Source organism: Kitasatospora sp. NPDC003701 (assembly GCF_053587085.1).
Genome location: NZ_JBSFNM010000007.1, coordinates 95575 through 122072, shown reverse-complemented (window position 1 = coordinate 122072; position 26498 = coordinate 95575). Strand labels below are relative to the sequence as shown.

At 74.8% G+C, this 26498-nt stretch carries 21 protein-coding genes; 12 read left to right on the top strand and 9 right to left on the bottom strand.

Translation table 11 applies throughout. From position 1 onward, the window contains the following. Window positions 1-445 precede the first annotated feature (445 nt). The 3 genes from ACWDRR_RS09355 to ACWDRR_RS09345 all read left to right on the top strand — a co-directional run bounded on the left by ACWDRR_RS09355 (window position 446) and on the right by ACWDRR_RS09345 (window position 6520). Window positions 446-4327, top strand: a complete 3882-nt coding sequence (locus ACWDRR_RS09355) for a Pls/PosA family non-ribosomal peptide synthetase (protein WP_449771568.1) — start codon at window positions 446-448, stop codon at window positions 4325-4327. 80 nt (window positions 4328-4407) lie between these two features. Next, window positions 4408-5739 (top strand): M1 family metallopeptidase, encoded by a 1332-nt coding sequence (locus ACWDRR_RS09350; RefSeq protein ID WP_449771567.1) that lies wholly within the window; start codon window positions 4408-4410, stop codon window positions 5737-5739. Window positions 5740-5812: 73 nt separating this feature from the next. Then, window positions 5813-6520: an HNH endonuclease gene (locus ACWDRR_RS09345; RefSeq protein WP_449771566.1), complete on the top strand. Its 708-nt coding sequence runs from the start codon at window positions 5813-5815 to the stop codon at window positions 6518-6520. A 138-nt stretch (window positions 6521-6658) separates the two neighbouring features. Here ACWDRR_RS09345 and ACWDRR_RS09340 read toward each other — a convergent pair whose 3' ends face one another. Continuing rightward, entirely contained in the window at window positions 6659-8332 is a 1674-nt protein-coding gene (locus ACWDRR_RS09340; protein WP_449771565.1) for a carbohydrate binding domain-containing protein, read from the bottom strand. A 317-nt stretch (window positions 8333-8649) separates the two neighbouring features. Beyond that, entirely contained in the window at window positions 8650-9921 is a 1272-nt protein-coding gene (locus ACWDRR_RS09335) for a lipase family protein (RefSeq protein WP_449771564.1), read from the bottom strand. 389 nt (window positions 9922-10310) lie between these two features. On the opposite strand from ACWDRR_RS09335, the gene ACWDRR_RS09330 reads away from it, so the two are divergent. Next, window positions 10311-11690, top strand: a complete 1380-nt coding sequence (locus ACWDRR_RS09330; RefSeq protein ID WP_449771563.1) for a serine hydrolase domain-containing protein — start codon at window positions 10311-10313, stop codon at window positions 11688-11690. Between the two features lie 4 nt (window positions 11691-11694). Here ACWDRR_RS09330 and ACWDRR_RS09325 read toward each other — a convergent pair whose 3' ends face one another. Beyond that, the gene (locus ACWDRR_RS09325) at window positions 11695-12282 is read right to left on the bottom strand and encodes a hypothetical protein (protein ID WP_449771562.1); all 588 of its coding nucleotides are present in this window, start codon (window positions 12280-12282) and stop codon (window positions 11695-11697) included. 227 nt (window positions 12283-12509) lie between these two features. Here ACWDRR_RS09325 and ACWDRR_RS09320 point away from each other — a divergent pair, with 227 nt between their 5' ends. The 3 genes from ACWDRR_RS09320 to pip all read left to right on the top strand — a co-directional run bounded on the left by ACWDRR_RS09320 (window position 12510) and on the right by pip (window position 15501). Further along, entirely contained in the window at window positions 12510-13493 is a 984-nt protein-coding gene (locus ACWDRR_RS09320) for a GNAT family N-acyltransferase (RefSeq protein ID WP_449771561.1), read from the top strand. Then, window positions 13490-14311, top strand: a complete 822-nt coding sequence (locus tag ACWDRR_RS09315; RefSeq protein ID WP_449771560.1) for a lysophospholipid acyltransferase family protein — start codon at window positions 13490-13492, stop codon at window positions 14309-14311. Before ACWDRR_RS09320 ends, ACWDRR_RS09315 begins: the two co-directional genes overlap by 4 nt. 221 nt (window positions 14312-14532) lie before the next feature. Beyond that, the gene (gene pip, locus ACWDRR_RS09310) at window positions 14533-15501 is read left to right on the top strand and encodes a prolyl aminopeptidase (RefSeq protein WP_449771559.1); all 969 of its coding nucleotides are present in this window, start codon (window positions 14533-14535) and stop codon (window positions 15499-15501) included. A 56-nt stretch (window positions 15502-15557) separates the two neighbouring features. On the opposite strand, the gene ACWDRR_RS09305 is transcribed toward pip, so the two are convergent. Continuing rightward, complete coding sequence (locus ACWDRR_RS09305; RefSeq protein WP_449771558.1) at window positions 15558-16241, bottom strand: hypothetical protein; 684 nt, start codon at window positions 16239-16241, stop codon at window positions 15558-15560. A gap of 174 nt (window positions 16242-16415) precedes the next feature. Further along, a complete protein-coding gene (locus tag ACWDRR_RS09300; RefSeq protein ID WP_449771557.1) occupies window positions 16416-17045 on the bottom strand; it encodes a MarR family winged helix-turn-helix transcriptional regulator in 630 nt (209 codons plus the stop codon). A 77-nt stretch (window positions 17046-17122) separates the two neighbouring features. On the opposite strand from ACWDRR_RS09300, the gene ACWDRR_RS09295 reads away from it, so the two are divergent. Further along, window positions 17123-18421, top strand: a complete 1299-nt coding sequence (locus tag ACWDRR_RS09295; RefSeq protein WP_449771556.1) for an MFS transporter — start codon at window positions 17123-17125, stop codon at window positions 18419-18421. A gap of 86 nt (window positions 18422-18507) precedes the next feature. Next, complete coding sequence (locus ACWDRR_RS09290; protein WP_449771555.1) at window positions 18508-19509, top strand: YdcF family protein; 1002 nt, start codon at window positions 18508-18510, stop codon at window positions 19507-19509. 63 nt (window positions 19510-19572) lie between these two features. Here the strand turns inward: ACWDRR_RS09290 and ACWDRR_RS09285 are convergent, their stop codons facing one another. After that, window positions 19573-20115 carry a PaaI family thioesterase gene (locus ACWDRR_RS09285; protein WP_449771554.1) on the bottom strand — a complete coding sequence of 181 codons (543 nt, stop codon included), beginning with the start codon at window positions 20113-20115 and terminating at the stop codon, window positions 19573-19575. Window positions 20116-20301: 186 nt separating this feature from the next. Here ACWDRR_RS09285 and ACWDRR_RS09280 point away from each other — a divergent pair, with 186 nt between their 5' ends. The 3 genes from ACWDRR_RS09280 to murQ all read left to right on the top strand — a co-directional run bounded on the left by ACWDRR_RS09280 (window position 20302) and on the right by murQ (window position 23836). Continuing rightward, complete coding sequence (locus tag ACWDRR_RS09280; RefSeq protein WP_449771553.1) at window positions 20302-21915, top strand: extracellular catalytic domain type 1 short-chain-length polyhydroxyalkanoate depolymerase; 1614 nt, start codon at window positions 20302-20304, stop codon at window positions 21913-21915. A 128-nt stretch (window positions 21916-22043) separates the two neighbouring features. Then, window positions 22044-22724 (top strand): DUF6445 family protein, encoded by a 681-nt coding sequence (locus ACWDRR_RS09275; RefSeq protein ID WP_449771552.1) that lies wholly within the window; start codon window positions 22044-22046, stop codon window positions 22722-22724. A gap of 89 nt (window positions 22725-22813) precedes the next feature. Next, entirely contained in the window at window positions 22814-23836 is a 1023-nt protein-coding gene (murQ, locus tag ACWDRR_RS09270) for an N-acetylmuramic acid 6-phosphate etherase (protein ID WP_449771551.1), read from the top strand. Between the two features lie 40 nt (window positions 23837-23876). On the opposite strand, the gene ACWDRR_RS09265 is transcribed toward murQ, so the two are convergent. The 3 genes from ACWDRR_RS09265 to ACWDRR_RS09255 form a co-directional block, all read right to left on the bottom strand. Continuing rightward, window positions 23877-24389, bottom strand: coding sequence for an isochorismatase family protein (locus ACWDRR_RS09265; protein WP_449771550.1), 513 nt, complete (start codon window positions 24387-24389; stop codon window positions 23877-23879). A gap of 200 nt (window positions 24390-24589) precedes the next feature. Then, window positions 24590-26026, bottom strand: a complete 1437-nt coding sequence (locus tag ACWDRR_RS09260) for a pyridoxal-phosphate dependent enzyme (RefSeq protein WP_449771549.1) — start codon at window positions 26024-26026, stop codon at window positions 24590-24592. A gap of 178 nt (window positions 26027-26204) precedes the next feature. Continuing rightward, on the bottom strand, window positions 26205-26441 hold the full coding sequence (locus ACWDRR_RS09255; RefSeq protein ID WP_449771548.1) for a hypothetical protein: 237 nt from the start codon (window positions 26439-26441) through the stop codon (window positions 26205-26207). Window positions 26442-26498: the final 57 nt, after the last annotated feature.

Sequence of the window (26498 nt, the reverse complement as noted above, 5' to 3'; positions counted from 1 at the left end):
CTCCGTGACAGGCCCTGGGGGCCCGGAGCGGCCGGCGGCACCCGGTGACCGGCTGCACGCGAAGGGGCGCCAGGACGCGCCCGGGAACAGCGCCGGAGCCGTCCGGACACACCGGAACCGCCCCCGTCACCCGAAGGGAGCACAATCCGGTGTGGCGTGGCTCACTTCCGCCAAATTCATCTGACGATACGTCAATTCGACTGACATGTCGTCACATCCACCCCGGAGGAACTCAGTTAATGACTGATGATCTGTCAGATTCGGCCATTTCAGGGCAAGTTGATTGATGTGTCGGACAGTACGCCGTTCATCACACGGGGCTACCATCGGTCAGGTTGTCCGCTTCGGCCCCGGAGTGGGTCACCCGATCAGGTGGGTGCTCCCACCGCCCCAAGGGCCGGACACGGTCGGAACCAGGGGCGAGGACGAGGAGCGCACGGCTGCCATGACAGCTGAACCGAGCCAGACAGAGCAGGACGTGCGGGCCCCGCAGGCCCTCTTCCCCGGACGCCCGGCCCCGGCCCCGCGCACCCTGGTCGACGTCCTGGACGCCGCCGTCCGCGCCCACCCGAACGAGCCCGCCCTCGACGACGGACAGACCGTCCTCGGCTACCGCGCGCTCGCCGCCGAGGTCGAGCAGCTGCGCCGCCGGCTGGCCGGCGCGGGGATCGGCCGGGGCGACCGGGTCGGCGTCCGCGTCCCCTCCGGCACCAACGACCTCTACATCGCCATCCTCGCCGTCCTGGCCGCCGGCGCCGCCTACGTACCCGTGGACGCCGAGGACCCGGACGAGCGCGCGCAGCTCGTCTTCGAGGAGGCCGCCGTCGCCGGCGTGCTCGGGGCCGGCCGCGCCCTGACCCTCACCGGCGGCCCGCGGCCCGCCGTGCCCGCGGACACCCGCCCGACCCCCGACGACGACGCCTGGATCATCTTCACCTCCGGCTCGACCGGCCGGCCGAAGGGCGTCGCCGTCACCCACCGCAACGCCGCCGCGTTCGTCGACGCCGAGGCCGCCCTGTTCCTCCAGGACGAGCCGATCGGCCCCGGCGACCGCGTGATGGCCGGCCTCTCCGTCGCCTTCGACGCCTCCTGCGAGGAGATGTGGCTGGCCTGGCGCTACGGCGCCTGCCTGGTGCCCGTCCCCCGCTCGCAGGTGCGCAGCGGCGCCGACCTCGGCCCCTGGCTCGCCGAGCAGGAGATCACCGTCGTCTCCACCGTGCCGACGCTGGCCGCGCTCTGGCCCGCCGAGGCGCTGAACGAAGTCCGGCTGCTGATCTTCGGCGGCGAGGCCTGCCCGCCCGAGCTGGTGCAGCGCCTGGTCACCGAGGGCCGCGAGGTCTGGAACACCTACGGCCCGACCGAGGCGACCGTGGTGGCCTGCGCCGCACTGCTCACCGGCGACGGCCCGGTCCGGATCGGCCTGCCGCTGGACGGCTGGGACCTCGCCGTGGTCGACGAGGCCGGCGAGCCGGTCGCCGCGGGCGGCACCGGCCAGCTGGTCATCGGCGGCGTCGGCCTGGCCCGCTACCTGGACCCGGTCAAGGACGCCGAGAAGTACGCGCCCCTGCCCTCGCTCGGCTGGGACCGCGCCTACCGCAGCGGCGACCTCGTCCAGGCCGACCCCGCGGGCCTGCTCTTCCTCGGCCGCGGCGACGAGCAGATCAAGCTCGGCGGCCGCCGGATCGAACTCGGCGAGGTCGACGCCGCGCTGCAGGCCCTGCCGGGCGTCGCCGGCGCGGCCGCCGCCGTCCGCACCGCGCGCGGCGGCAACCAGCTGCTGGTCGGCTACCTGGTCACCAAGGACGGCTGGGACCGCGAGCTGGCCGTCGAGCGGCTGCGCGCCGAGCTGCCCGCCGCCCTGGTGCCGCTGCTCGCCCCGGTGGACTCCCTGCCCACCCGTACCTCCGGCAAGGTCGACCGGAACGCCCTGCCCTGGCCGCTGCCCGACCTGGAGGCCACCGGGCCCACCGAGCAGCTCTACGGCACCGAGGCCTGGCTGGCCGAGCAGTGGACCGAGATCCTCGGGGTGCCGATCAGCGGGCCGCGCGAGGACTTCTTCGCCATCGGCGGCGGCAGCCTGGCCGCCGCCCGGCTCACCACCCTGCTGCGCACCCGCTACCCGAGCGCCGCCGTGCTGGACATCTACCAGCAGCCGACCCTGCGCAAGCTCGCCCGTCACCTGGAGCGGTCGGCGGCGGACAGCGGTGAGACCCGCACGGTCGCCCTGGTGCCGACCAGGGCCAAGCTGCTCCAGCTGCTCCTGCTGGTCCCGCTCTTCACCGTGGTCGGGCTGCGCTGGACGGTCGCCCTGCTCGCGCTCGGCAACGTGCTCGCCTGGTTCGGCGACTACCCCTGGGCACCGACCGCCTCCTGGTGGGCGGTCGGCGCGGGCGCGCTGGTGCTGTTCTCCCCGCCGGGCCGGCTGGCCGTCGCGGCCGGCGGCGCCCGGCTGCTGCTGCGCGGCCTGCGGCCCGGCCGCTACCCGCGCGGCGGCGGCACCCATCTGCGGCTCTGGACCGCCGAGCGGCTGGCCGAGGTCAGCGGCGCCACCTCCCTGTCCGGGGCCTGGTTGACCCGCTACGCCCGGGCGCTCGGCGCCAAGGTCGGCCCGGAGGTGGACCTGCACTCGCTGCCGCCGGTCACCGGCATGCTCAAGCTGGGCCGGGGCTGCGCCGTGGAGGCCGAGGTCGACCTCTGCGGCTACTGGCTGGACGGCGACCGGCTGGAGGTCGGCGCGGTCAAGGTCGGCTCGGGGGCCGTGGTCGGCACCCGCTCGACACTGCTGCCCGGGGCCCGGGTCGGCAAGCGGGCGCACGTGGTGGCCGGCTCCAGCGTCACCGGGCACGTGCCGACCGGCCAGCTCTGGGGCGGCGCGCCCGCCGTCAAGCTGGGCCGCGCCGAGCGGACCTGGCCCAAGGACCGCCCGGCCCGGCAGGCCCGCTGGGCGGCGCTGTTCGGCGCCAGCGGCACCGCGCTCAGCCTGCTGCCGGTGCTCCCCGCACTCGCCGGGCTCGCCGTGCTCTCCCGCTTCGTCCGCCCCGGCGAGGGCCTCGGCGCCGCGCTCGGCGGCGCCCTGCTCGGCCTCCTCCCGGCCACCCTGGCGTACGGCGCCGTGTACGCGGCGCAGCTGGTGGCGGCCGTGCGGCTGCTGAGCATCGGGCTGGCGCCGGGCGTGCACCCGCTGCACGGCCGGGTCGGCTGGCAGGCCTGGACGGTCACCCAGCTGATGGACCAGGCCCGCGAGATCCTGTTCCCGCTGTACGCGGGTCTGGTCACGCCGCTGTGGCTGCGGGCCCTGGGGATGAAGGTCGGCCGGGGCGCCGAGGTGTCCACCGTGCTGGCGCTGCCGAGCCTGACCACCGTCGGGGACGGCGCGTTCCTGGCGGACGACACCCTGATCGCCCCGTACGAGCTGGGCGGCGGCTGGCTGCGGCTCGGTGAGGCGAAGGTCGGTGAGCGGGCGTTCCTCGGCAACTCGGGGATGACCGCTCCCGGGCGGGCCGTCCCGGCCCGCGGGCTGGTGGGCGTGCTGTCGGCGACGCCGAAGAAGGCCAAGAAGGGCAGCTCCTACCTGGGCATGCCGCCGATGCGGCTGCCGCGCTCGGCCGACCAGGGCGACCAGAGCCTCACCTACGAGCCGCCGGCCCGGCTGCTCTGGGCCCGCGGCCTGGTGGAGGTGGCCCGGCTGCTGCCGGTACTGGCGTCCGGCGCGCTCGGCGCGCTGACCCTCGCGGCGCTCTCCTGGCTGGCGGCGAGCTGGTCGCCGGTGGCGGCGGCGCTGCTCTCCGGTCTGGTGCTGCTGGCGGCCGGCGGAGCCGCCTGCGTGGTCGCGGTGGCGGCGAAGTGGCTGCTGGTCGGGCGGTTCCGGGCGGTGGAGCACCCGCTCTGGAGCGGCTTCGTCTGGCGCAACGAGCTCGCGGACACCTTCGTCGAGGTGCTGGCGGTACCGTGGCTGGTGGGCGCGGTGCCGGGCACCCCGGTGCTGAACCTGTGGCTGCGGGCGCTCGGCGCGGGCGTCGGGCGGGGCGTCTGGTGCGAGAGCTACTGGCTGCCGGAGGCGGACCTGGTCACCCTCGGGGACGGGGTCACCATCAACCGGGGCTGCGTGGTGCAGACCCACCTCTTCCACGACCGGATCATGCGGATGGATACTGTCATCCTCCGCGAGGGCGCCACCCTGGGCCCGGGCGGCATCGTGCTGCCCGGCAGCACGGTGGGCGCGCGCAGCACGCTGGGCCCGGCCTCGCTGGTGATGCGCGCCGAGTCCGTCCCCGCCGACACGCGGTGGCTGGGCAACCCGATCGAGGTGTGGCAGGCCACCTCGTGACCGCAGCCGTCCCCGTCACGCCCGCCACCCCCACGTCCCCCAGCTCGCAGGGAGCGCACGACCCGGTGAAATCCCGCCCGGTGAACCACCAGCACGCCTCGGCGACCCCCACCGCCGCCCCGGACCCGTACTTCCCGAACAGCGGGGACCACCGCTACAGGGTCCACCGCTACGAGCTCGCCCTGGACTACCGGCCCGGGCCCAACCGGCTGGGCGGTACGGCCCGGCTCAGCGCCGTCGCCGAGACCGCGCTGCCCGAGTTCGCGCTCGACCTCGCCGAGTTCCGGATCGGCCGGGTCCTGGTGGACGGCAAGGCCGCCCGCTACACCCACCGGGCCGGCAAGCTGCGGATCCGTCCGGTCAGGGCGCTCCCGGCCGGCGCCGCGTTCACCGTCGAGGTGCACTACACCGGGAATCCCCGCCCGGTGCGCAGCCCGTGGGGCGGCCTCGGCTGGGAGGAGCTGACCGACGGCGCGCTGGTCGCCAGCCAGCCCGTCGGCGCCCCGTCCTGGTTCCCGTGCAACGACCGGCCCGCCGACAAGGCGACCTACCAGATAGCGGTCACCACGCCGTCCGCGTACACCGTGGTGGTCGGCGGCCGGCTGCTCGCCCGCACGACGCGGGCGTCCAGCACGACCTGGGTGTACGAGCAGAGCGCGCCCACCTCGACGTACCTGGTGACCGTCTCGATCGGCCAGTACCGGCCGGTGGTGCTCGCCGAGCGCCCGGCCGTCCGGCAGACCGGCTACGTGCCCGCGCGGCTGGCCCCGGACTTCGCCGTGGACTTCGGGCGGCAGCCGGAGATGACGGCGTTCTTCGAGGAGGTCTTCGGCCCGTACCCGTTCGGCGAGTACGCGGTGGTCGTCGCCGACGAGGAGCTGGACGTCCCGGTGGAGGCGCAGGGCGTCGCCACCTTCGGCACCAACCACCTCGGCGGGGGCTGGGAGCGCGAGCGGCTGATCGCCCACGAGCTGGCCCACCAGTGGTTCGGCAACAGCGTGTCGATCGCCGACTGGAGCCACATCTGGCTGAACGAGGGCTTCGCCAAATACGCGGAGTGGCTCTGGTCGGAGCGGGCCGGCGGCCCGGCCGCCGCCGTGCACGCCGCGGCCGCGCACGGCCTGCTGTCCGGTCTCTCCCAGGACCTCCGGCTGGACGACCCGGGCCGGAAGCTGATGTTCGACGACCGGCTCTACCAGCGCGGCGGCCTCACCGTCCACGCCCTCCGGGTCGCCCTGGGTGACGTCCCCTTCTTCCAGATGCTCAAGGACTGGGCGACCATCAACCGCCACGGCGTCGTCACCACCGCGGACTTCCGCACCCATGCGGCCCGCTACCGCGATCACTCCCTGGACGCCCTGTTGACGGCCTGGCTCGACCGCCCGGACCTCCCGCCCCTGCCCCGGGGCTGAGCGGCCGGCCCGACTGTCGGTACCCGCTGCTACCTTCCCATCACCCAGCGTCGATGGTGGTAGGAGGCTACCCATGGGCCTGCAGCAAGCCGGCACCGCCAAACGTCAACGTCGTGACCACGAGCTCTGGATTCAACTGATGGTCATGACCGCCCACCGGGGGCTCTGTGTCTACTGCGGAAGATCTCGCGCCCACTCGCTTGATCACGAGCAACCCGTCGCAGGGGACGGGCCCGACATCTGGTGGAACTTCATGCCCGCCTGCAAACCGTGCAATCTGTGGAAGAGCGGTCGCAGCGCCAGGGACTGGGTCGTCGACATGGACATGCACGACCGGCAGCCGAAGGCCTTTCCGGGGCGGGCGATGCAGCCCGTCGTGCACCGCGGAATCCTCGGTCGGGTCGAGCGGACACAGCGGGAGATCCGAGACTTCGACCGCCGCGAGTGGTTCCGCCACCACTACGGCGCCGAGGCCAGGCCTCGGAACAAGCACGACCTGCTGCGGCGGGTCGACGCGTGCACGGACGAGCTGCGGTCCTATCCGCATCTCCCGTGGCAGACGCCCGCGCTGCCGGAGTACGGCCAGGACGTCTGCACCCGGCGGATCTGCTGCGGCAACCGTCACGCGGACGGCGGCTCCAGCGATCTCTTCCTGAATCACGCCGACCGTACGGAGTTCGAGCGGCTGGCCTACCGGGAGGGGCTGCACCAGGGCGACCTCTTGGGAAAGCTGGTGCGCCAGTACCTTGTAGCGCAACGCGGCGCCTCCCCGAGTTCCTGAGGCCGCACATCCGCGGGTAGTGCGGTGGCCCCCTTCGACACCGGGGCTTCTCACCGCGGATCCGCATCGTGGTACCGACGCACCCAGCCCGGGCCCCTCACCTGGAGGAGGCCCGGGCCGGGCTGTCCGGGGCGGGTGTCAGCCGGTGAAGCCGGCCGTGACGGAGGTGAACTGCCAGTCGTTCTGGGCGATGCCGGAGCAGGTCTCCTGGAGGCCGCCGCCGGCGCAGCCGCGGTCGCGGTTGACGGACCAGAAGGCGAGCCGGGCGATGTGGTGGCCGTTGGCCCAGTCCCGGATCGCGGTCCAGTTCTGGACGGTGGTGACCTCGTTGGTGTCGCTGAGGCCGTTCATGCCGGAGATGCCGATGTGCGCGTAGGCGGTGGCGTCGTCCCAGCCGAAGGTGGACTTGAGCTTGGCCTTCAGACCCTCGGCCGCGCTCACGGTGGCGGCGTACATGTCGGTGGAGGCGTTGCCGAAGTCGAACGGCATGATCGTGAAGACGTCGATGTCCGCGCCCAGCGCCTTGGACTGCTCGATCAGCCGGTTGCCGTAGTAGGTCGGACCGGTGGTGTCGGTGCCGAAGGTCAGGATGGTGCGCAGACCGGGGTTGTTCTGCTTGACGATCTTGAGCGCGCCGAGGATGCGGTCCTGGACGGCGGTGTTCTCGAACTCGTCGGTGTTCTCGATGTCGACGTCGATCGCCTTGAGGCCGTAGGCGTCGATCACCTTCTGGTAGGCGCCGGCGAGGTCGGCGGTGGTGGCGCAGTTGGGGCCGAGCTTGTTGCCGCTCCACCCGCCGATGGACGGGACGACGTCGCCGCCGGCCGCGCGGACGGCGTTGACGGTGGCCTGGTCGACCCCGTTCAGCAGCGGCCGCTGGCTGTCCCAGCTGGGGTTGCAGCCGTTCTGGGCGAGGACGAAGGCGAGGGTGAACCACTTGATGCCGGTGGCGTTCATGACGGTCGCCGCGGCGGGCGGGTTGCCCCAGCCGTTGTAGAGGTAGGGCGCGGCCTGCTTGAACCCGGTCGGGGTGCCGCCACCGCCCGGGTCGGTGGTGACGGCGAGGGCGGCGGAGGAGCCGGAGGTGTTGCCGGCCGCGTCGCGGGCCCGGACGGTGAAGCTGTACGCGGTGGCGGGGCTCAGCCCGTTGACGGTGGCTCCGGTGCCGGTGGCCGTGGCGACCTTGGTGGCCCCCTGGTACACGTCGTAGCCGCTCACGCCGACGTTGTCGGTGGCGGCGTCCCACGCGAGGGTGACGCTGCCGGCGGACTTGCCGGTGCTGCGCAGGTTGCCGGGGGCGGTGGGCGCCTGGGTGTCGGCGGGGGTGCCGCCGCCGGGGCCGTCCAGGCTCAGGTCGTCGGCGTAGTAGGTGCCCTGGCCGTACCAGCCGTTGAGGTAGACCTCCGCGCTGGTCTGGGTGGCGCCGGTGGTGAAGGAGACGCTCAGCCTGGTGTAGTCGGCGGCGGAGGTCCAGGCGGAGCCGCCGCCGGTGACACCGAGGTACACATAGCTGCCGCGGACCCAACCGGACAGCGAGTACGTGGTGTTGGGCTGGACGGCGACCGTCTGCGTGCACTTGGCGTTGTCGCTCGCGGTGGCGGCGCCGGCCAGCGCCTTGCCGCCGCCGTGCACGGGGGTGGAGACCACCGAGCCGAGTCCGCCGGTGCAGGACCAGCCGGACAGGGAGCCGGTCTCGAAGCCGGGGTTGGCGAGTTGGTTCGCCGCGTGGGCGGCGGTGGGCGCGGTGAACGCGGCGGCGGCCGCGAGCAGGGCGGCCGCGCCGACGGCGGGCAGTCGGGTGCGCTTGAGCACCGGTGACCTCCAGTGGGGGTGTGGGGGTGGAGGTGCGGGGAGGAGCCCAAAATGGACTGGACCAATTCATGCTGTCAAGTACCGTCCGGCGAGCGGACGGTGAGCAGCCGGCGACCGGACGACGAGCGGCCGGTGGGCAGGGTGGTGAACGGGCCCCGGGCGGAGAACGCCGAAGGCCGCACGACCCCGGGTCCCTAGGGAACCCGTGAGCCTGTGCGGCCTTCGCCCCGACCTCGGCCTTCGCCCCGGTCACGGCACGTTCCGGTCACGGCACGTTCCGGCCGCCGGGGCGGCCGGGCGCGGCGGACGTCGACGCGTCAGCAGTTGGACGGCGCCGCGCTCCCGGCGAAACGGTCGGCGATCCAGGCCAGGTACTCCTGCTGCGCCTCGAAGGGGATCGTGTTGTGCGTCGCGCCCTGGTACTTCGAGTACTCGACCGGCTGGCCGAAGCCGCAGGCCCGCTTGATGTACTGGTCGGTGGAGTGGGGGTTGATGACGGTGTCCGCCGTCCCCTGCATCACCAGCACCGGCGCCACCGTGGTCGCGTAGCCCGGGGTGTTCTCGTAGAAGCGCCGGCTCCAGACCTCCGGCACGTCGCGCAGCGGCTTGAACAGCGTGTCCAGCTGGTGGTTGTCGGCCACGTTGTTCTGGATCACGTCGGCGAAGTGCTCGATGCACGCCACCCCGTCGCCCTCCAGCGCCTGGAGACCGGCCGGCTGGAGCACGTCGGTCGCGCGCAGCTCGGGGTAGGCCGCCAGGAAGCCCCGGTAGACGTTGATCCGCAGCGCCGCGTTGTGCGCCTCCGAGGACTCGTTGCGCGGACCGGGCGGGACGAGGCCGGCGAACTGCGGGCCCAGGTCGGCCGCCGGAGCCAGGGCCGCCACGCCGACCAGATCGAGGTCCGGGCTGTAGCCGGGAGCGTCCTGGCCGACGAACAGCCCCGCGCCGCCGCCCTGCGACCAGCCCAGGACGGCCGTGCGGTTGCCCGCGTGGGCCGACCGGATCTGCTGCGCCGCGGTGACGGAGTCCAGGACGTTGTGCGTCTCGGTCGCGCCGACCACGTACTGGTGGACGCCCGGCGTCCCCAGGCCCTGGTAGTCGGTCGCCACCACGACGTCGCCGCCGCCGAGGAACTGGGTCAGCGCGGGCACGCCGACGTCGATCGAGAAGGGGCTCTGGTAGCTGAAGTAGTCGACGAGGTCCCGGGCCGGGTTCGGGGCGGCGGACGGCGCGCACTGGCGCGGCCCGCCGACCGTCCCGTGGGCCCACGCCACGACGTTCCGCCCGCCGCGCGGGACCGCGCCGGTCGGCCAGGCCACCAGGCCGGAGACGGCGACCGGGGTGCCGTCGTGCAGCGTCGAGCGGTAGAGGATCTTGCAGGCCCGGGCGTGGTCGGGCGCCTCGATGCTCCGGGCCCAGATCAGGTCACCGTGGTGGCCCTTGGGCAGCGGGGACGGGGGCTCGTAGAAGGCGTCGCCGCCGGGGCCGACCGGGACACCGGGGGCGCACCGGCCGGAGTGGTCCGGGCCGCGTCCGTCGTCGGCCGCGGCCGCGTCGGTGCTCAGTGCGGGCAGGGACAGAAAGGTCACGAGGGCAGCCGCAGTGACTGCCCGTAGCCAGGCTCTCATCAGGATTCCCATCGCTGGAGCCGGCTGCCCCGGGCCGGCCTCGGAGGGGCGGCCGCGTGAGCCGGCTTGTCATGGTCGAGCCGAGGCTACTCTGCGCCGACCGGCAATCGACTGATCGTCACCGGCGCCGCGTGTTGCGGGATTCGGTCCGGGATCGACGCGGCAGGCGGGACGGCAGGCGGGACGGTCCGGGTCGCCCCGGGAAAGGAGGTGAAAAGCGGCAGGCGGCCGACGTAGGTTGAAGGCGCCGACCGGCCTGTCCGGCGACACCCGGTGACGGTCGACCACCCGGCGCCCGGCACACCTGATCAGCCGCTCCATCAGACGAATCAGACGAATCAGAGGATCAGATGACCGACCAGTACGACGAGCTCCTCCCCACGACCCGCCGCGCGCTGCTTCACCGGATCGCGGTCGCGCAGGCCGAGGGCCGCACGCCCTCCCTGGTCGCCGCGGTCGTGCGGGACGGCCGGCTGGTCTGGAGCGGTGCCCGCAGCATGGTCGACGGTCATGCGCCCGACGCCGACGTGCAGTACCGGATCGGGTCGCTCACCAAGACCTTCGTCGCCGTCCTGGTGCTCCGCCTCCGCGACGAGGGCCTGCTCGACCTGGCCGACCCGCTGGATCGGCACCTGCCCGGCACCCCGGCCGACGGGGCCACCGTCGCCCAGCTGCTCGCCCACTCGGCAGGCCTGGCCTCCGAGACCCCGGCGCCCTGGTGGGAGCGGACGGACGGCTCGCTGCGCCCGGACCTCGCCGACGTCCTGGAGCGCGAACACCCGCGCAAGCACCCGGCCGGGCGGCTCCACCACTACTCCAACCCGGGCTACGCCCTGCTCGGCGCGCTGGTCGAGCGCCTGCGCGGCGAGCCGTGGGGCGAGGTGCTGCGCCGCGAGGTCCTGGAGCCGCTCGGGATGGACCGCACCACCCTGCTGCCCGAACACCCGCACGCCGGCGGCTTCGCCGTCCACCCCTGGGCCGACGTCATGCTGCCCGAGCCGCTGACCGACACCGGGCTGATGGCACCGGCCGGGCAGCTCTGGTCGACCGTCGCCGACCTGGCCCGGTGGGCCGCCTTCCTGGCCGGCGGCGACCCGAAGGTGCTGGCCGCCGGGACCATCGCCGAGATGCGCCGGCCCGCCACCGGCCCGGAAGGCGAGAACTGGTCCGGCGGGTACGGGCTCGGGCTGCAGCTGCTGCGCCACGAGGGCCGGGTGCTGTACGGCCACACCGGTTCGATGCCGGGCTTCACCGCCGGGCTCTGGGTCAGCGAGGCGGACGGCCTGGCGGCGATCGCGCTCGCCAACGCGACCAGCGGCGGCAGCACCCCGCGGGTCGCGGCGGAGCTGATCGCCCTCACCGCCGAGCACGAACCCCGGCTGCCCGAGCCCTGGCGTCCGCTGTCCTCCGTCGACGAGGAGCTGCTCGCGCTCACCGGGCCCTGGTACTGGGGCGCCGCCGGGCTCACCCTGCGGCTGAAGGCCGACCGCGGCCTCGAACTGGCACCGCTCACCGGCGGCACCCGCAGCTCCCGGTTCCGCGCCGAGCCGGACGGCACCTGGACGGGGCTGGACAACTACTACGCGGGCGAGACGCTGCGGATCGTCCGGTCCGCCGACGGCTCGGTCAGCCACCTGGACATCGGCTCCTTCGTCCTCACCCGCGAGCCCTACGGTCCCGCCGAGGCCGTCCCCGGCGGGGTGGACCCGTCCGGCTGGCAGGCCTTCTGAGGCGTCAGCGCTTCCCGGCGTCCGGTGCGCCGCGACGGGCCCCCGGTGCTCCGGCGCCGGGGGCCCGCCCCTCGGCGCCGGGGCCCGCCCCCTCGTCACCGGCCGACGCCCCGGTCTCCCCGGCCTCCCCGACCGGGGCCGCCGTGCTCCGGCCCGCGGGTTGCGAGCCCCTCGGCCCGGGGCCCGACAGGCGGGCGAGGCGGGACAGGTGGGCGAGGCGCAGCACGTGCGACGCCAACAGCAGGCCGACGACCGTGCTCGGGGGCAGGGCCGCGTCCGTCGCCTCCTCGTCCCAGCCGAGGGCGGCACCGGCCGCCAGGAACGGCACGATCCCCACCACGGGGGCGACCAGCATCGCGAAGGCGAGGGTGCTCCGCCTCCGGTCCTCCTCCCAGCACCGGTCGGACGTGACCTGCAGCGCGCCGGCCATCGCCGCCACCAGCATCCACCAGGGGGAGGTGGGCAGTCCGACGAGCCTCGCCAGCAGGTGGAGCAGGAGCAGCGCGACCGCCAGCTGGACCTGCACCCGGAGGACGTCCCGCAGCTCCGCGGCGATGCTCCGCCGCCGCGCCGCGCCCGGTTTCCACCCCATGGAGCGGAGCATACGGTGGCGCCCGCGCACCGAACAGGTGTCCGGCAGACGGTGAGTGGCCCCATTCAGCAGGTGCACATCTGCGCTCCGCCGAACCGCAACGTGGACGCCAGCCGATGCGGAGAAACATACGGATACCGGTTCGCACGCCCCACGACCGAGCAGTGCGGGCCGGTGCCACGGCGTTCCGTGGCTGCCGTCGTCCGTGCCGCCCTGGAGGGTCCGCCATGACCACCGTCCCCACGTACGCTCCGCCCGCAGTCACCCCCGGCCACACCTCGGTACTCCCCGCCCCGCTCCCGGACCGGCCCACCGCCGGCCGCCCGCTGACCGCCCCGGCCACCCCCGCGTCGGCCACCCCCACGTCGACCGTCCCCGCGCCGACCGTCCCCGCGCCGGCCCTCCTCGGCACGGCGCCCGCGCCCGCGTACACCGTCGCGCTCGCCCGTGACGAGGACGACGTGCGGGCCGCCCAGCTGCTGCGCCACCAGGTCTTCGCCGCCGAGCTCGGCGCCCTGCTGCACAGCCCGGTGGCGGGGCTGGACGTCGACCCGTTCGACGAGTTCTGCGACCACCTGCTGGTGCGCGAGGGCCGGGACGGTCCGGTGGTGGGGACGTACCGGCTGCTGCGCCCCGAGGCCGCGCGGCGGGCCGGGCGGCTCTACTCCGACGGCGAGTTCGACCTGCGCAACCTGGCCCCGCTCCGCGACGGCCTGGTGGAGCTCGGCCGCTCCTGCATCCACCCGGACCACCGGGGCAACGGCGCCGTCATCAACCTGATGTGGGGCGGCATCGCCCGCTACCTCGCCGACACCGGCAACACCTGGGTCGGCGGCTGCTGCTCGATCCCGCTGGACGACGGGGGCGCCACCGCCGCCCGGGTCTGGGACACCGTCAGCGCCAAGCACCTCGCCCCCGAGGAGTACCGGGTCAGCCCGCACCGGCCGTGGGACCCCACCGGCCTGCCGCGGGCCGAGCGGGCCGCGCTGCCGGCACTGCTCCGCGGGTACCTGCGGCTGGGCGCCTGGGTCTGCGGCGCGCCCGCCCACGACCCGGACTTCGCCACCGCCGACCTGTACGTGCTGCTGTCGCTGGAGCGCACCGACCCGCGCTACCTGCGGCACTTCCTCTCCGGGCTCGCCGCGCCGGCCCCGGCCGCCGGGCCCGCCGCGCCCCGCGGTACGGAACCGGCGCCGGGACCGGTCTCATGAGCGTCTGGCTGCCGACCGCCCCCTGCACGCCGGAGACCTGTCTCACCGAGCCCGGCCCGGTGGTGGCGCTCCCCCGGCGCGTCCTCCGCCTTGCCGCCTTCCTGGTCGTGCTGGTGACGGGCCTGGCGCTCACCCCGTCGGTGCGGGCCCTGCCCGGCGGGCTCCGCGACGGGCTGGTCCGGCTCTGGGCCCGCACCCTGCTGGGCGCGCTGGGGGTCTCCGTCCGGCTCGCCCGGCCCCCGGCCGGCGGCGGGGTCCTGGTGGTGGCCAACCACGTCTCGTGGCTGGACATCCCGCTGATCGCGGCCGGCCGACCCGGCCGCTCGCTGGCCAAGACCGAAGTCCGGCACTGGCCGGTGCTCGGCCCGATGGTGGCCTGGGGCGGCACCGTCTTCCTCGACCGCGACCGGCTGCGCGCCCTCCCGGGCACGGTCGCCGCGGTCGCCGAACTGCTGCGCGCGGGCCGCCCCGTGGTCGTCTTCCCCGAGGGGTCGACCTGGTGCGGGCGGGAGAGCGGCCGGTTCCGCCCGGCCCTCTTCGAGGCCGCCGTCCAGGCCGGCGCCCCCGTGCAGCCGGTGACGGTCCGCTACCGGCTCGCGGACGGGCGGGCGACCAGCGCGCCCGCCTTCGTCGGCGAGGACGGCCTGCTCGCCTCGCTCGCCCGGGTGGTGTCGGTCCGTGGCCTGGTGGCCGAGGTGACCTTCCTGCCCCCGATACCGGCCCCCGTGCCCCGGACCGGCCGGCCGGCGGACCGGTGGCAGCCGCGCCGGGAGCTGGCGCGCGCCGCCCAGGCGGCCGTGGAGGCGACCGGGCGATGACCGCCGACCGACGCGACCGGGTGCCCACGGCGGGCACCCGTCGCGCCTGCCCACCGCCCGGGGCGGGGACCGGGGCCGGGGCCGGGGCCGGGGCCGGGGCCGGAAAGAACGGGTGATCGACGGACGGTGGGCCGGGCGGGTAGCCTCGCGGCATCCCGTCCGTTCACCGCCGCTCGCCGCGGTTCGCCGTCGGCCGGCGATCGCCCAGGAGGATTTCGGTCGTGCCCGAGACGTACCCGATCGGCGAGCCGTACGCGCAGGGACTGCTGGAGGTCGGCGACGGCCAGCGGATCCACTGGGAGGCCTCGGGCAATCCGGCCGGCAAGCCGGCCGTCGTGGTGCACGGCGGGCCCGGATCCGGGCACAACCCGGGCAGCCGGCGGTACTTCGACCCCGAGCGCTACCACCTGGTGCTGTTCGACCAGCGCGGCTGCGGGCAGAGCCTGCCGCACGCCTCCGACCCGGCGACCGGCCTGGAGCACAACACCACCGCCCATCTGATCGCCGACATGGAACGGCTGCGCGAACACCTGGGCATCGATCGCTGGTTGCTCTACGGCGGCTCCTGGGGATCGACCCTGATCCTCGCCTACGCGCAGGCCCACCCCGAGCGGGTCTCGGAGATCGTGATCTGCGGGGTCACCATGACCCGCCCCGAGGAGACCGACTGGCTGTACCGCGGCGTCGGCCGCCTGTTCCCCGGCCCCTGGGAGGCGTTCCGCGACGCGCTGCCGCCCGCCGAGCGGACCGGCGACCTGGTGGCCGCGTACAGCCGGCTGCTGAACAGCCCCGACGAGGCCGTCCGACGCAAGGCCGCGCGGTCCTGGGCGACCTGGGAGGACGCGGTGATCGCGCACGAGTCGCTCGGGAAGCCGAACGCCTACTCCGACCGCCCGAGCGACGCGCTGATGGCCTTCACCCGGATCACCGCGCACTACTTCGCGCAGGACGCCTTCCTGGAGGACGGCCAACTCCTGCGCGACGCCGGACGACTGGCCGGCATCCCGGGTGTACTGATCCACGGCCGGCTGGACCTCGGATCACCGCTGAGGACCGCCTGGGAGCTGGCGAAGGCCTGGCCGGACGCCGAACTGACGGTCATTCAGGAATCCGGCCACACCGGGAGCCCGGCCATGGGCGCGGCGGTGTTCGCGGCCATCGAGCGGTTCGCCGGGCCCGCCCGGCACTGACCACGACGACCCTCCACCCCGACCCCTCGGCCGGGACGCGCGCCGGCCGGGTGAGCTCATGCCCCGGGATCCAGCCCGAACCGAGCGGCCACCCGAGCGGCCAGGTCGGCGACGGGAACACCGCCGTCGATCGTGACGGTGTCGAACCCGTGGCCGTCCGCCTGCCTGCGGACCTCTTCGTCCCAGAGGGCGTCGCGTCCGAGGCGTGCGGCGAGGGCGGCCTCGGGGTCGTCGCCGCCCCAGGTGGCGCGCGCACGGGCCGGGTCCGCGTAGCGCGCGGCGAGGGCGTCCCGCCGGAACCGGGGTGTGGGCAGGAGGAAGACGGCCTGGTCGGGCCGGCGCAGCAGCGGCGCGAGGTGACCGGGCAGGATCCCGAAGTAGTCGACCACGACGACGCGGTCGGAGGGCAGGGCGAGGAGGTCCTCGACCAGGAGGCCGACGGTCTCTCCGTGCAGGCCGGCCATCGCCCGGAACACCTGCCGGGCGGTGCGGCCCCGCCACATACCACCCGGGGGCGCTCCGCGCAGGGCGGCCAGGCGCGGGTGGCGCTGCGGCGTGCACCGCGCCAACCAGTCGTGTTCCGCGCGGTCGCCGTCGTACACGGCGATGTCGTGCCGGTCGGCCAGGATCCGGGCCAGCGTGCTCTTGCCGGCAGCCGTGCCGCCGGCGATCCAGCGCACGTGCGTCAGCGGATCGGCGGGTTCTCCACGCGTGTCAGCGTCCGAGGAAGGGGAGGCCATGCCCACCATGGTCCCGGTCGCCGCCTGAAATGTGCAGTCTTGTTCTTGCCGCGCGGCACGCCGATGATGGAGGAGAGGGGGCCGGCCCACCGAGCCGTCCAGCCGGAGCGGGTGGCGTCGGCAGAGGCGCCCGTTCGGGCTCCGTCGCTTCGAGCAGGAGCGGGCCGCGGCCGCTCACGAGTGGAGGGACGAGCGACCCGCCCGCATCCCACCCGGCCCGGGCGTCTCCGCCGCCAGGAGGACCCGGCGCAGCAGGTCGGAGAGTTGGCGGCGTTCGTCGGGCGCCAGGACGCCCACCAGGCGGCGCTCCTCGCGACCGACGACGTCCAGCGCCTCGCTCCAGGCGGCCCGACCGGCCCCGGTGAGCTCGATGTCGACCCGGCGCCGGTCCTCGACGGAGGGGGTGCGGACGATGAACCCGCGCCGCTCCAGGGCCTCCAGGCGGCCGGTCACCGAGGCGGGCGCCAGACCGAGGTCGTCGCGCAGATCGGACGGCACGGCCCGACCGCCCCTCCCGGCCAGGACGTGGAGCGTGTCGAACTCGTGCTTCTGCAGGCCGTAGTCGGCCAGACTCTGCTCGCGCACCCGGCCCAGGTGCCGCAGGAGCTTGGTCATCCGGGTGACGGCGCCCTCGATGTCCGGGTCGAGCCGCGGCAGGACCGGGAGCCAGCGCTCGACATGGCCGTCGGTCGAGTCGCGCGGCCGGTCGCCCTCCCCGCCCCGCGGCCGGTCACGCTCCTCACCGTGGGACTCGCCCCCCGGCTCGTCACGTCTCTCGTCGGCTGGTCGCTCGGGGTGTTCCATGGGTCGAGTCTAGGGTCCGGCGAAATGAGGAAGATATTTCGTTGCCGAAACTTCGGTACCGAAATATAGTTCCCGCCGTGACCCATCCACTGAGACTCCCCGACTTCCGGCTGCTCTTCCTCGGCCGGACCATCTCCACCCTCGGCGACGCGATCGTCCCCGCCGCCCTCGCCATCGCGATCACCAGGGCCACCGGCTCCTCCGGCGCGCTGGCCCTGGTCCTGGGCTGCGCCATGGTGCCGCGACTGCTGCTGCTCCCGCTGGGCGGCGTGGTCGGGGACCGCTTCAACCCCCGGGCGGTGGCCCTGACGACCGATCTGGTGCGGGCCGCCGCCCAGCTGTTCGTCGGGGTCGAGCTGATCGGCGGGGAGCCCAGCCTGGCCCACATCGCCGCCGCCGAGGCGCTCGGCGGCATCGCCTCCGCGTTCGCCCTCCCGACCGCCTCCCCACTGGTCGCGGGCACCGTCGAGAAGGCCCTGCGGATGCGGGCCAACGCGCTGCTCGCCTCCGTCAGCAACGCGGCACGACTGGGCGGCCCCGCCCTGGCCGGAGTCCTGGTGTACACGGCCGGCGCCGGCTGGGCCTTCGTCCTGGACGGCGCCTCCTTCGTCGTCAGCGCCGCGCTCCTGACCAGGATCACCGTCCGGCACACCCCCGCGGAGCGCCGCCCGCTCTTCACCGAGCTGGCCGAGGGCTGGGGCGAGTTGCGCTCGCGGAGCTGGTACTGGACCAGCCTGATCGCGCACGGCACCTGGAACGGCGCCGCCGCGGTGCTGCTCACCCTCGGCCCGCTGATCGCCACCCGGGACCTGGGCGGCGACGGGGTCTGGATCGCCATGACGCAGGCCGGCGCACTCGGTCTGCTGGCCGGATCGCTGCTCGCCGGGAAGGTCCGGCCGAGCCGACCGGTGCTGATCGCCAACCTCGGCCTCGCCCTGTACGCGCTCCCCCTGGCGGCCCTCGCGGTGGCCGCCCCGGCGCCGGTGACGGTCGTCTGCTACGCGCTCGCGATGACCGGTCTCGGCTTCCTCAACCCGGTCTGGCAGACGGCGGTTCAGCAGGAGTTCCCCGCCCAGGTCCTGGCCCGCGTCACCTCCTACGACTGGCTGCTCTCGCTGGCCGCCGCCCCGCTCGGGTACACCCTCGCCCCGCTCGCGGCGGACGCCTGGGGCAGCACCGTCCCCCTGCTGGTGGCGGCCGCGCTGGTGGCGCTGGCGTGCGTGGGCACCGCGGCGGTACCGGGCGTGCGCCGGGTCGGGCGCAGCACGCCGACGGCGACGGCGACGGCGACGACCGAGCCGGCGGGTGCCGCCCCCGCGCCGGTCGAACCGACCGGGCCGGCCGGCGGTTCCGGGGCCGGCCGAACGGCCGGGTGAGCCCGCCGGACCTCCCGTGCGGGAGGCGGGAAGCGCGGCCCCGCGGTGCACTCCTGGCCACCCGATCGGCCCCCTACGATACGAGCATGATCGCCTACGCCCCAGCGGCCCTCTTCTTCGTCCTGTGCGGGATCGGGGTCCTGCGCGACCGACGCCGGTTCAGCAATGCCGTCCTGCTCGGCATAGCCGTCTCCTTCCTCGCGCTGGCGCTGCTCGCCGAGCTGCGCAAGGCCCCGACGCTGGTCGTCGAGCTGGCGGCGGTCGCCATCGTCCTGCTGCCGGCGATCGGGACGCTGGCACTCGTCGGCTTCCTGATCGCCAACGGCCTGACCATGGTCCGCAAGGAGGGCAGGCGCCCCGCCAACCTGCTCTCCCTGCTCGCCGGGCTCGGCATTCTCTCGGTGATCACCCTGCTCGTCGCGGCGGTGCTCACCCGCTCGTACCGGCTGGGCGTCCTCGCCGGCACGGCCGTGCTGGTGGTCGGCTACATCTCCTTCCTGTTCGTCTGCTTCGTGGGCTACGCCTTCCTGTACGGCCGTCACCGGCCGCGCCGGGACGTGGACTTCGTCGTGGTGCTCGGCTCCGGCCTGATCGGCGGCGACCGGGTGCCGCCCCTGCTGGCCAGCCGGCTCGACCGGGGTCGCGAGGTGTACGAGAAGCAGGCCGCGCGCGGCAACCCACCGGTGCTGATCACCTCGGGCGGGCAGGGGCCGGACGAGAAGCTGCCGGAGTCCCACGCGATGGCCGACTACCTCGTCCGGCGCGGCTTCCCCGAGGCGCACCTCGTCCGCGAGGACCGCTCGCGCACGACGGAGGAGAACCTGCTCCTCTCCAAGGTGATCATGGAGCAGGCCAAGCCCGGCTACCGCTGTGTGATCGTCACCAACAACTTCCACGCCTTCCGGGCCGCTCTGACGGCCCGGAAGACCGGTGTGACCGGGCAGGTGTTCGGCTCCCCCACCGCGGCGTACTACTGGCCGAGCGCGACGATCCGCGAGTTCGCCGCCGTCTTCCTCTCCCACAAGCTGGTCAACTTCGGCATCTGCGGCTTCCTCGCCCTGTGCGGAGTGCTCGCCGCCGCGCTCTGAGACACCCGCACCGCGCCCCTTCCTCCCGTGCCCCGGCCGCCGAAGCGGACCGGGGCCGCTGCGTCATGCCGACGGACGCGGGGCCAGGACCGCACAGGTGGTGCTCCCGTGCGCGTACAGCTTGCCGTCCTCCACCCCGACCACCCGCGCCTCGGCCGTCGCGAGGGTCCGGCCGACGTGCAGGGCGATGCCCTCGCACCGCAGCCTCCCCGAACCGGCGAACACCGGGCGGACCATGTGCACGTTCAACTGGGTGGTGGTGTACCCGGTGCCGGCGGGCAGCAGGCTCATCACGGCGCAGCCGAGTGCCGAGTCGAGCAGGGTGGCGAGGTAGCCGCCGTGAATGGTGTTCATCGGGTTGAAGAGGTGGTCGCCGACCTCGCCCTCGAAGACCGCCCGGCCCGGCCCGGCGTCGACCAGGCCGAAGCCCAGCGTGCTCGACATCGACGGCGGCTGGATCCGGCCCGCGAGGATCTCGTGCAGGATCTCCTCCCCCGTCAGGTGCGAGAACCGGGAGACCGGCGGGCCGGCCTGCCAGTGGTGGGTACGGCTGCGCAGCGCCTCGTCCGGCACGGGCTTCTCTTCGTGGAATTCGTGCGTGCTCATGGGACCAACCTGCCTGCTCCGCCCGTCCCGCTCAACTGCGATTCGCACCGCGGCGGCGACGCCAATGGCGCCGCCGGACATGACGGGCCGGGCGGGGGCGGGTGACCGTCACATACCTCCCGGCGGCCGGACGCGCCACGCTGCACGGCATCCCACCGAACTCCTCCCCCACCCAGGAGTCCCCCCATGGCGCTGTTGCCAGTACCCGGGTCCACCTCGCCCACCAGGTCCGCCGGCTCCGGTCCCGCCTCCGATCCCGCTTCTGCCGCGCCCGCCCCGCCGTTCACCGCCCCGCCCCGCCCCACCGGACCGCCCCGCCGCGGTGGGCGACTCGCGCGCCGCACCGGGGCTGCCCTGCTGGCCGTGGCGGCACTCGCCGCCGCCACGCCGGCCTCTGCCGCCACCACCGAGGACCGCTCGGGCGCCGCGAGCTCCGAGGCCGCCGACGTGGCGGGCGGGACCTACCAGCAGGTCACCGGGTTCGGCAGCAACCCGGGGAATCTGGCGATGTACACCTACACCCCCGCGGGCCTGCCGGCCGGTGCGCCCCTGGTGGTGGCGCTGCACGGCTGCGTGCAGACCGCCGGCGACTACTACCGCAACTCCGGTTGGACGACGTTCGCCGACCGGTACGGCTTCGCCGTGGTGTTCCCGCAGACCGGCACCGCCAACAACAGCCTCTCCTGCTTCAACTGGTTCGACGCCGCCAAGGACGGCCGGGGCGCGGGCGAGGCCCGATCGGTGGTCGAGATGGTCGCCAAGGCCGGGGCGCTCTACGGCTCGGACGGCCACCGGGTGTTCGTCACGGGCCTCTCCGCCGGCGGCGCGATGGCGGCCGACCTGCTGGCCGACTACCCGGACGTGTTCGCGGGCGGGGCGATCGACTCCGGCCTGCCCGCGCACTGTGCCACCACCCAGAGCGCCGCCTCGGGGTGCCAGAACAACGACCAGCGCCTCACCCCGGCCCAGTGGGGTGACAAGGTCCGCCGGGCCTATCCGGGCCACACCGGGCCGTGGCCCCGGGTGGCGATCTGGCAGGGCACCGCGGACACCACCGTCAAACCGGTGAACGGCACCGAGCTGCGGGACCAGTGGACGGATGTGTGGGGCATCGGCCAGAACGCCTCCACCACCCGGAGCCTGCCGGGCGGCACCACGCAGTCCGTCTACGACGACGCGAGCGGCCGGCCCGCCGTGGCGCTGTACTCCGTCGCGGGCATGGGCCACGGACTCGCCGTCAGCCCGGGCCCGGGTGCCGACCAGTGCGGGGCGACCGGCGCCTACTTCCTCGACACCATCTGCTCCAGCTACTACACGGCGCAGTTCTGGGGCCTGGACGGCGCGGGCCCGACCACGCCCTCGCTGCCCGCCCCCACCGACCTGACCGCGACCGCCACCGGCCCGGATTCGGTCGCGCTCGGCTGGCAGGCCACCACCGGCGCCGCCTCGTACCTGCTGTACCGGGACGGCGTACGGGTGGCCGCCCCGACCGGGACCTCGCACACCGACCTCGGGCTGAGCCCCGGGACCTCGTACACCTACACGGTGGCCGCCGTCGACCCGGCGGGTGTCGTGGGCGCCCGTTCCGCCGGACTGACGGTCACCACCGCCGGCGGCGCGCCGCAGTGCTTCACGGACAGCAACTACGACCAGGTGAAGGCGGGCCGTGCGACGCAGTCCGGCGGCCTGACCTTCGCCCTGGGGTCCGGACAGGCCATGGGCCTCTGGAACACCTTCACGACCCACACGCTGCAGCAGACCGGGCCCGGCTACTTCGTCCTGGCCGACGGCCGGTGCTGAACCGCCTCCGGCCGTGAGGCGCTGCCGGACCGGGGCCCGGGGGCGGAAAAGCGCTGGTCCCGGCACTTGACGAAAGGTTGACCTGTTCACGGCAGAACGTTGGCGGGCCCCGACCCTATGGTCGGCGCATGCCCCCACAGCCCATCGGGCGGACCGCCCTGCCCGTCCTGCCCTACCGCAAGCCCACCCCCGGCCGGGACTACTGGGTGCTGGACGACGTGCTGCCCGATCCGGACGCGGTCCGCGAACGCTGCCTGGCCCGGGGCGACTGGACCGAGGGCTACCCCTACCGGCCCGAGACCTGGCCCGGCCTGCGCACCATGCCGGGTCTGGAGCCGGCCGAGCTCGCCCGGGTGGAGGCGCTGGTCCGCAAGGCGACCGGCGCCTCCGGGCTCTGGGTCCAGAGCACGCCCGGCGGCGGCACGCTCAACCACAACTGCGTCCAGCTGGTCGGCGCCGGCGAGTCGGAGTCCCGGCCCCACACCGACTCGCGGGCGCTCTGCCGCTACGCCGCCGTCCTCTACCTCAGCCCCGGCGCCCCCAAGGAGGCCGGCACCAGCTTCTACCGCCAGCAGTTCCCGGGCGGACGCCTCGGCGGCAACCTCGTCGACGCGCCGCACAACAACCTCGTCGACGCGCTCGGCACCCGGCGCGTCCCGGGCGACGCCTTCACCGAGGACGTCCGCGTCCCCAACCGCTACAACCGGCTCCTCCTGTACCGCGCCAACCTGATCCACAGCGCCACCGGCTACTACGGCATCCCGCTGGAGGAACGGCGGATGACGGCCGTCTTCTTCTGGATGGCCTGACCCGCCGGACGACGGAAGGCCCGACCCCGGCCGACCCGCCGACCCGCCCGTCCGGGTTGGCGGCACGCGCGCCGGGGGAGACAGCGTTCATGGAGAGCGACCTCCCACCGGACGCGGCGCCCGGCACCACGACCGGCCCGGCCGGTACAGCCGGAGGCACGACCGGCGACACGACCGGCAGACCGACCGGCGGCACGACCGGCGGACCGACCGGCGGACCGACGACCGAGGCCGTGCGCCCCGAGTGGTCCGGCATCGACCGGATGACCACCCTCGACCTCGTCCGGCTGATGAACGCCGAGGACCGCACCGTCGCCGAGGCCGTGGCCGGGCAGCTGGAACCGATCGCCGCCGCGGCCGAGGCGATCGCCGCCCGGATGGCCCGCGGCGGGCGGCTGGTGTACGCGGGGGCGGGCACGGCGGGGCGGCTCGGCGTCCTGGACGCGAGCGAGTGCCCGCCCACCTTCAACACCGCCCCCGGCCAGGTCGTGGGCCTGATCGCGGGCGGGCCGGCGGCCCTGGTCGGTGCCGTCGAGGGCGCGGAGGACCGCCCGGACCTCGCCCGCGCCGACCTGGACGCGCTGGCACTGACGGCGGCCGACAGCGTCGTGGGCGTCTCCGCCTCGGGCCGGACCCCGTACACGGTGGCGGCGCTCCGACGGGCCCGCGCGACGGGAGCGCTGACCGTGGGCCTGGCCTGCAACCGGGGTTCCGCCCTGGTGGCGGCGGCCGAGCTGGGCATCGAGGTGGAGACCGGCCCGGAGGTGCTGGCCGGCTCGACCCGGCTCAAGGCGGGCACCGCGCAGAAACTCGTGCTGAACCTGCTCTCGACCGCCGTCATGGTCCGCCTCGGCAAGACCTACGGAAACCTGATGGTCGACGTGCGGGCGGGCAACGCGAAGCTCCGTGACCGGGCGCAGCGGATCGTCGCGACCGCCACCGGCGCGGACGAGGAGACGGTCCGGAGCGCGCTGGCCGCCACCCGCGGCGAGGCCAAGGACGCCGTCCTGGTCGTGCTCGCCGGAGTGGACGCGCCGACCGCCGGCCGGCTGCTCGCCGCCTCGGGCGGACGGCTGCGCGAGGCCCTGGAGTCGGCCCGGGCCCAGGGCTGACCCGAGGCCTCCGGGCCGGCGGTGTCGTGGTGCGGCCCGGTCACCCGAAGCGGACGGCTCCCCGCTCGACCACCTCGCCGAACCGGGGCAGGTCGAGATCGACCGCCGACCGGTGCTCCGCCTCCGTCAGGGCCGCCAGGGCCTCCTCGACGAACACCAGCTCGTAGCCGTGGTCGGCGGCCGCCCGGGCGGTCGACTCCACCCCCAGGTTGGTCGCGATGCCGGCGAACACGAGCGTGTCCACCCCGCGCGCTTGAAGCAGCTCGTGCAGCCCGGTGCCGTGGAAACCCCCGATGGTCCGCTTCACCAGCACCGCGTCGGCCAGTGCCGCCACCTCCGGGACCAGCGCGCTGCCGGGCGGCTGCTCGGCGACGTTCGGGCGCTCGACGCGCAGGGCGACGACGGGGGCGCCGGCGGCCTGGAAGTCCGCCGCCAGTTCCAGCGACACCGCGAGGACGTCGGCCCCCGGGCGCGGGGCCAGCGGAAGGGCGACGATCCGGTCCATCAGGTCGACCAGGACGAGCGCGGTCCGGCCGGAGTCAAGGGTTCGCATGGCGGATCACGCTAGCGGATCACCGGGCCGGAAGCCTTCTCCCGGGCGAGCGCGCTCCGGCGCCCCTCGATCGGCACCCGCAGGCCGCACTCGAAGCCGGCGGCGTGGTCGGTCGTCCGCAGCACGTCGGCGGCCCCGCGGCAGCGGCAGCTCTCGCAGAACCCTCTTCCGGGAGGGCCGCTCCGCGCCGCCACCCGCGGTCAGGCCCCGAGTTCGCTCCGGTGCACCAGGGCCACGGCCCGGCCGTCGACCAGGACGAGCGCGGCGTCCTGACCGGGCCCGAGCGCCTCCCGGGCCTCGGAGAGCGGCTGGCCGACGCCGACCGTCGGCAGGGCCGGGCCGAGCAGCCCGGCGACCGGGCCGTCCGGCGCCGCCCGGCCCTCGGCGACCGCCCGCTCGACGGCGGCCGAGGAGAGCGAGCCGAGCACCTCCGTCGCGCTGATCCCGTACGGGCGCTCCGGGCGGGCCAGCACCACGGGGGCGACGCCGCCGGGCACCCCGCGCAGCACGGCCAGGGCCTCGGCGAGCGAGGCGTCCGAAGCGACCGCGGCCGGCCGGCCGGACAGCTCCGACCACCCGCCGGGCCGGGCCGGCCCACCGGCCGCCGCGTCCAGCACCGCCCGGACGGTCGGCTCGGTGTCGTCGGCGCTTCGCGGCTCCTCCAGGAATCCCCACCGGCGCAGCCAGTCGTCGCTGTACAGCTTGGAGAGGTAGGAGCGGCCGGAGTCCGGCAGCAGCACCACGACGAGGTCCTCCGGACCGAGCCGGCGCGCCACCCGGAGCGCGGCCGCCACCGCCGTGCCCGAGGAGGGGCCGGCCAGCAGTCCCTCCTCGCGGGCCAGTCGCCGGGCGGTCAGCAGCGACTCCCGGTCGGGGATCCGTTCGAAGCCGTCGACGACCTCGCGGTGGTAGGAGTCCGGCCAGCGGTCCTCGGCGGTGCCGGGGTGGAGGAAGTGGCCGATGCTGTCGACGAAGTAGGGGCTGCCGTCGCCACCGCCGTAGCAGGAGGACTCCGGGTCCGCGCCGACCACCGTGACGCTGCCGCCGGAGACCTTCTTGAGGAAGGCCCCGGTGCCGCTGATGGTGCCGCCGGTGCCGACTCCGGCCACGAAGTGGGTCACCCGGCCCGCGGTCTGCTCCCAGACCTCGGGGCCGGTGGTCCGCACGTGCGCGTCGGGGTTGGCGGGATTGTCGTACTGGTTGGCCAGCCAGGCGCCGGGGATCTCCTCGGCGAGCCGCCGCACCACGTTGAACAGGTGGTCCGGGTGCTCGGCGGGCACCGTGGTCGGGGCGAGCACCACCTCCGCGCCGTAGGCCCGCAGGATGTCCGACTTCTCGACGGCGGCCCGGTCGGCCACCGCGGCGATCACCCGGTAGCCGCGCCGGCGGCCGACGATGGTGAGGCCGATCCCGGTGTTGCCGGAGGTCGCCTCGATGATCGTCCCGCCGGGCCGCAGCAGGCCGTCCCGCTCGGCCGCCAGCACCATCGACAGCGCGGCGCGGTCCTTCACGCTGCCGCCGATGTTGAGGAACTCCGCCTTGGCGTACACCGGAGCGGCGAGGCCGGCGCCGAGCCGGGCCAGCCGGAACAGCGGTGTCCCGCCGATCGCGTCGACCACCGATTCATGGACCGTCATGCGACTCCTCGTCCCGGTACCCCGCTGCGCGCGGCTGCCGCCGGGCGTCTCGAACGCCGCGGCCGCCGCGAGTGCCGTGACCGCCGCGAACACTGCGGCCGCCGGGACGAAAGGGTTCCACCGGACGATCGCCCGGCGCAAGAGGACCCGCGGCCGGGCGCCCGCCCCGGCGGGCGGGTCACGCCTCCTGGGAGTCGAGCCAGTGCAGCAGCACGGTGCGTTCGGTGGCGGTGCCCGTGGGGTTCGCGGGATCCAGCGCCCAGTGCCGGATCCGCCGGACGGTCTCCGGGTCGAGGTCGAGGTAGAGCCGCCAGTGCGCGCGGGGGTGGCAGTTCGGGTCGCGCGGCTCGTCGCAGCGGTGGCAGTGGGTGAAGAAGGCGTCCACCATCCGGTGCACGATCAGCTCGTCGGACATGGAAGCCGCGTTTCCCTCGCTCGATGCGTGACGCCGGCCTCCACGGGCCGGCGCTTC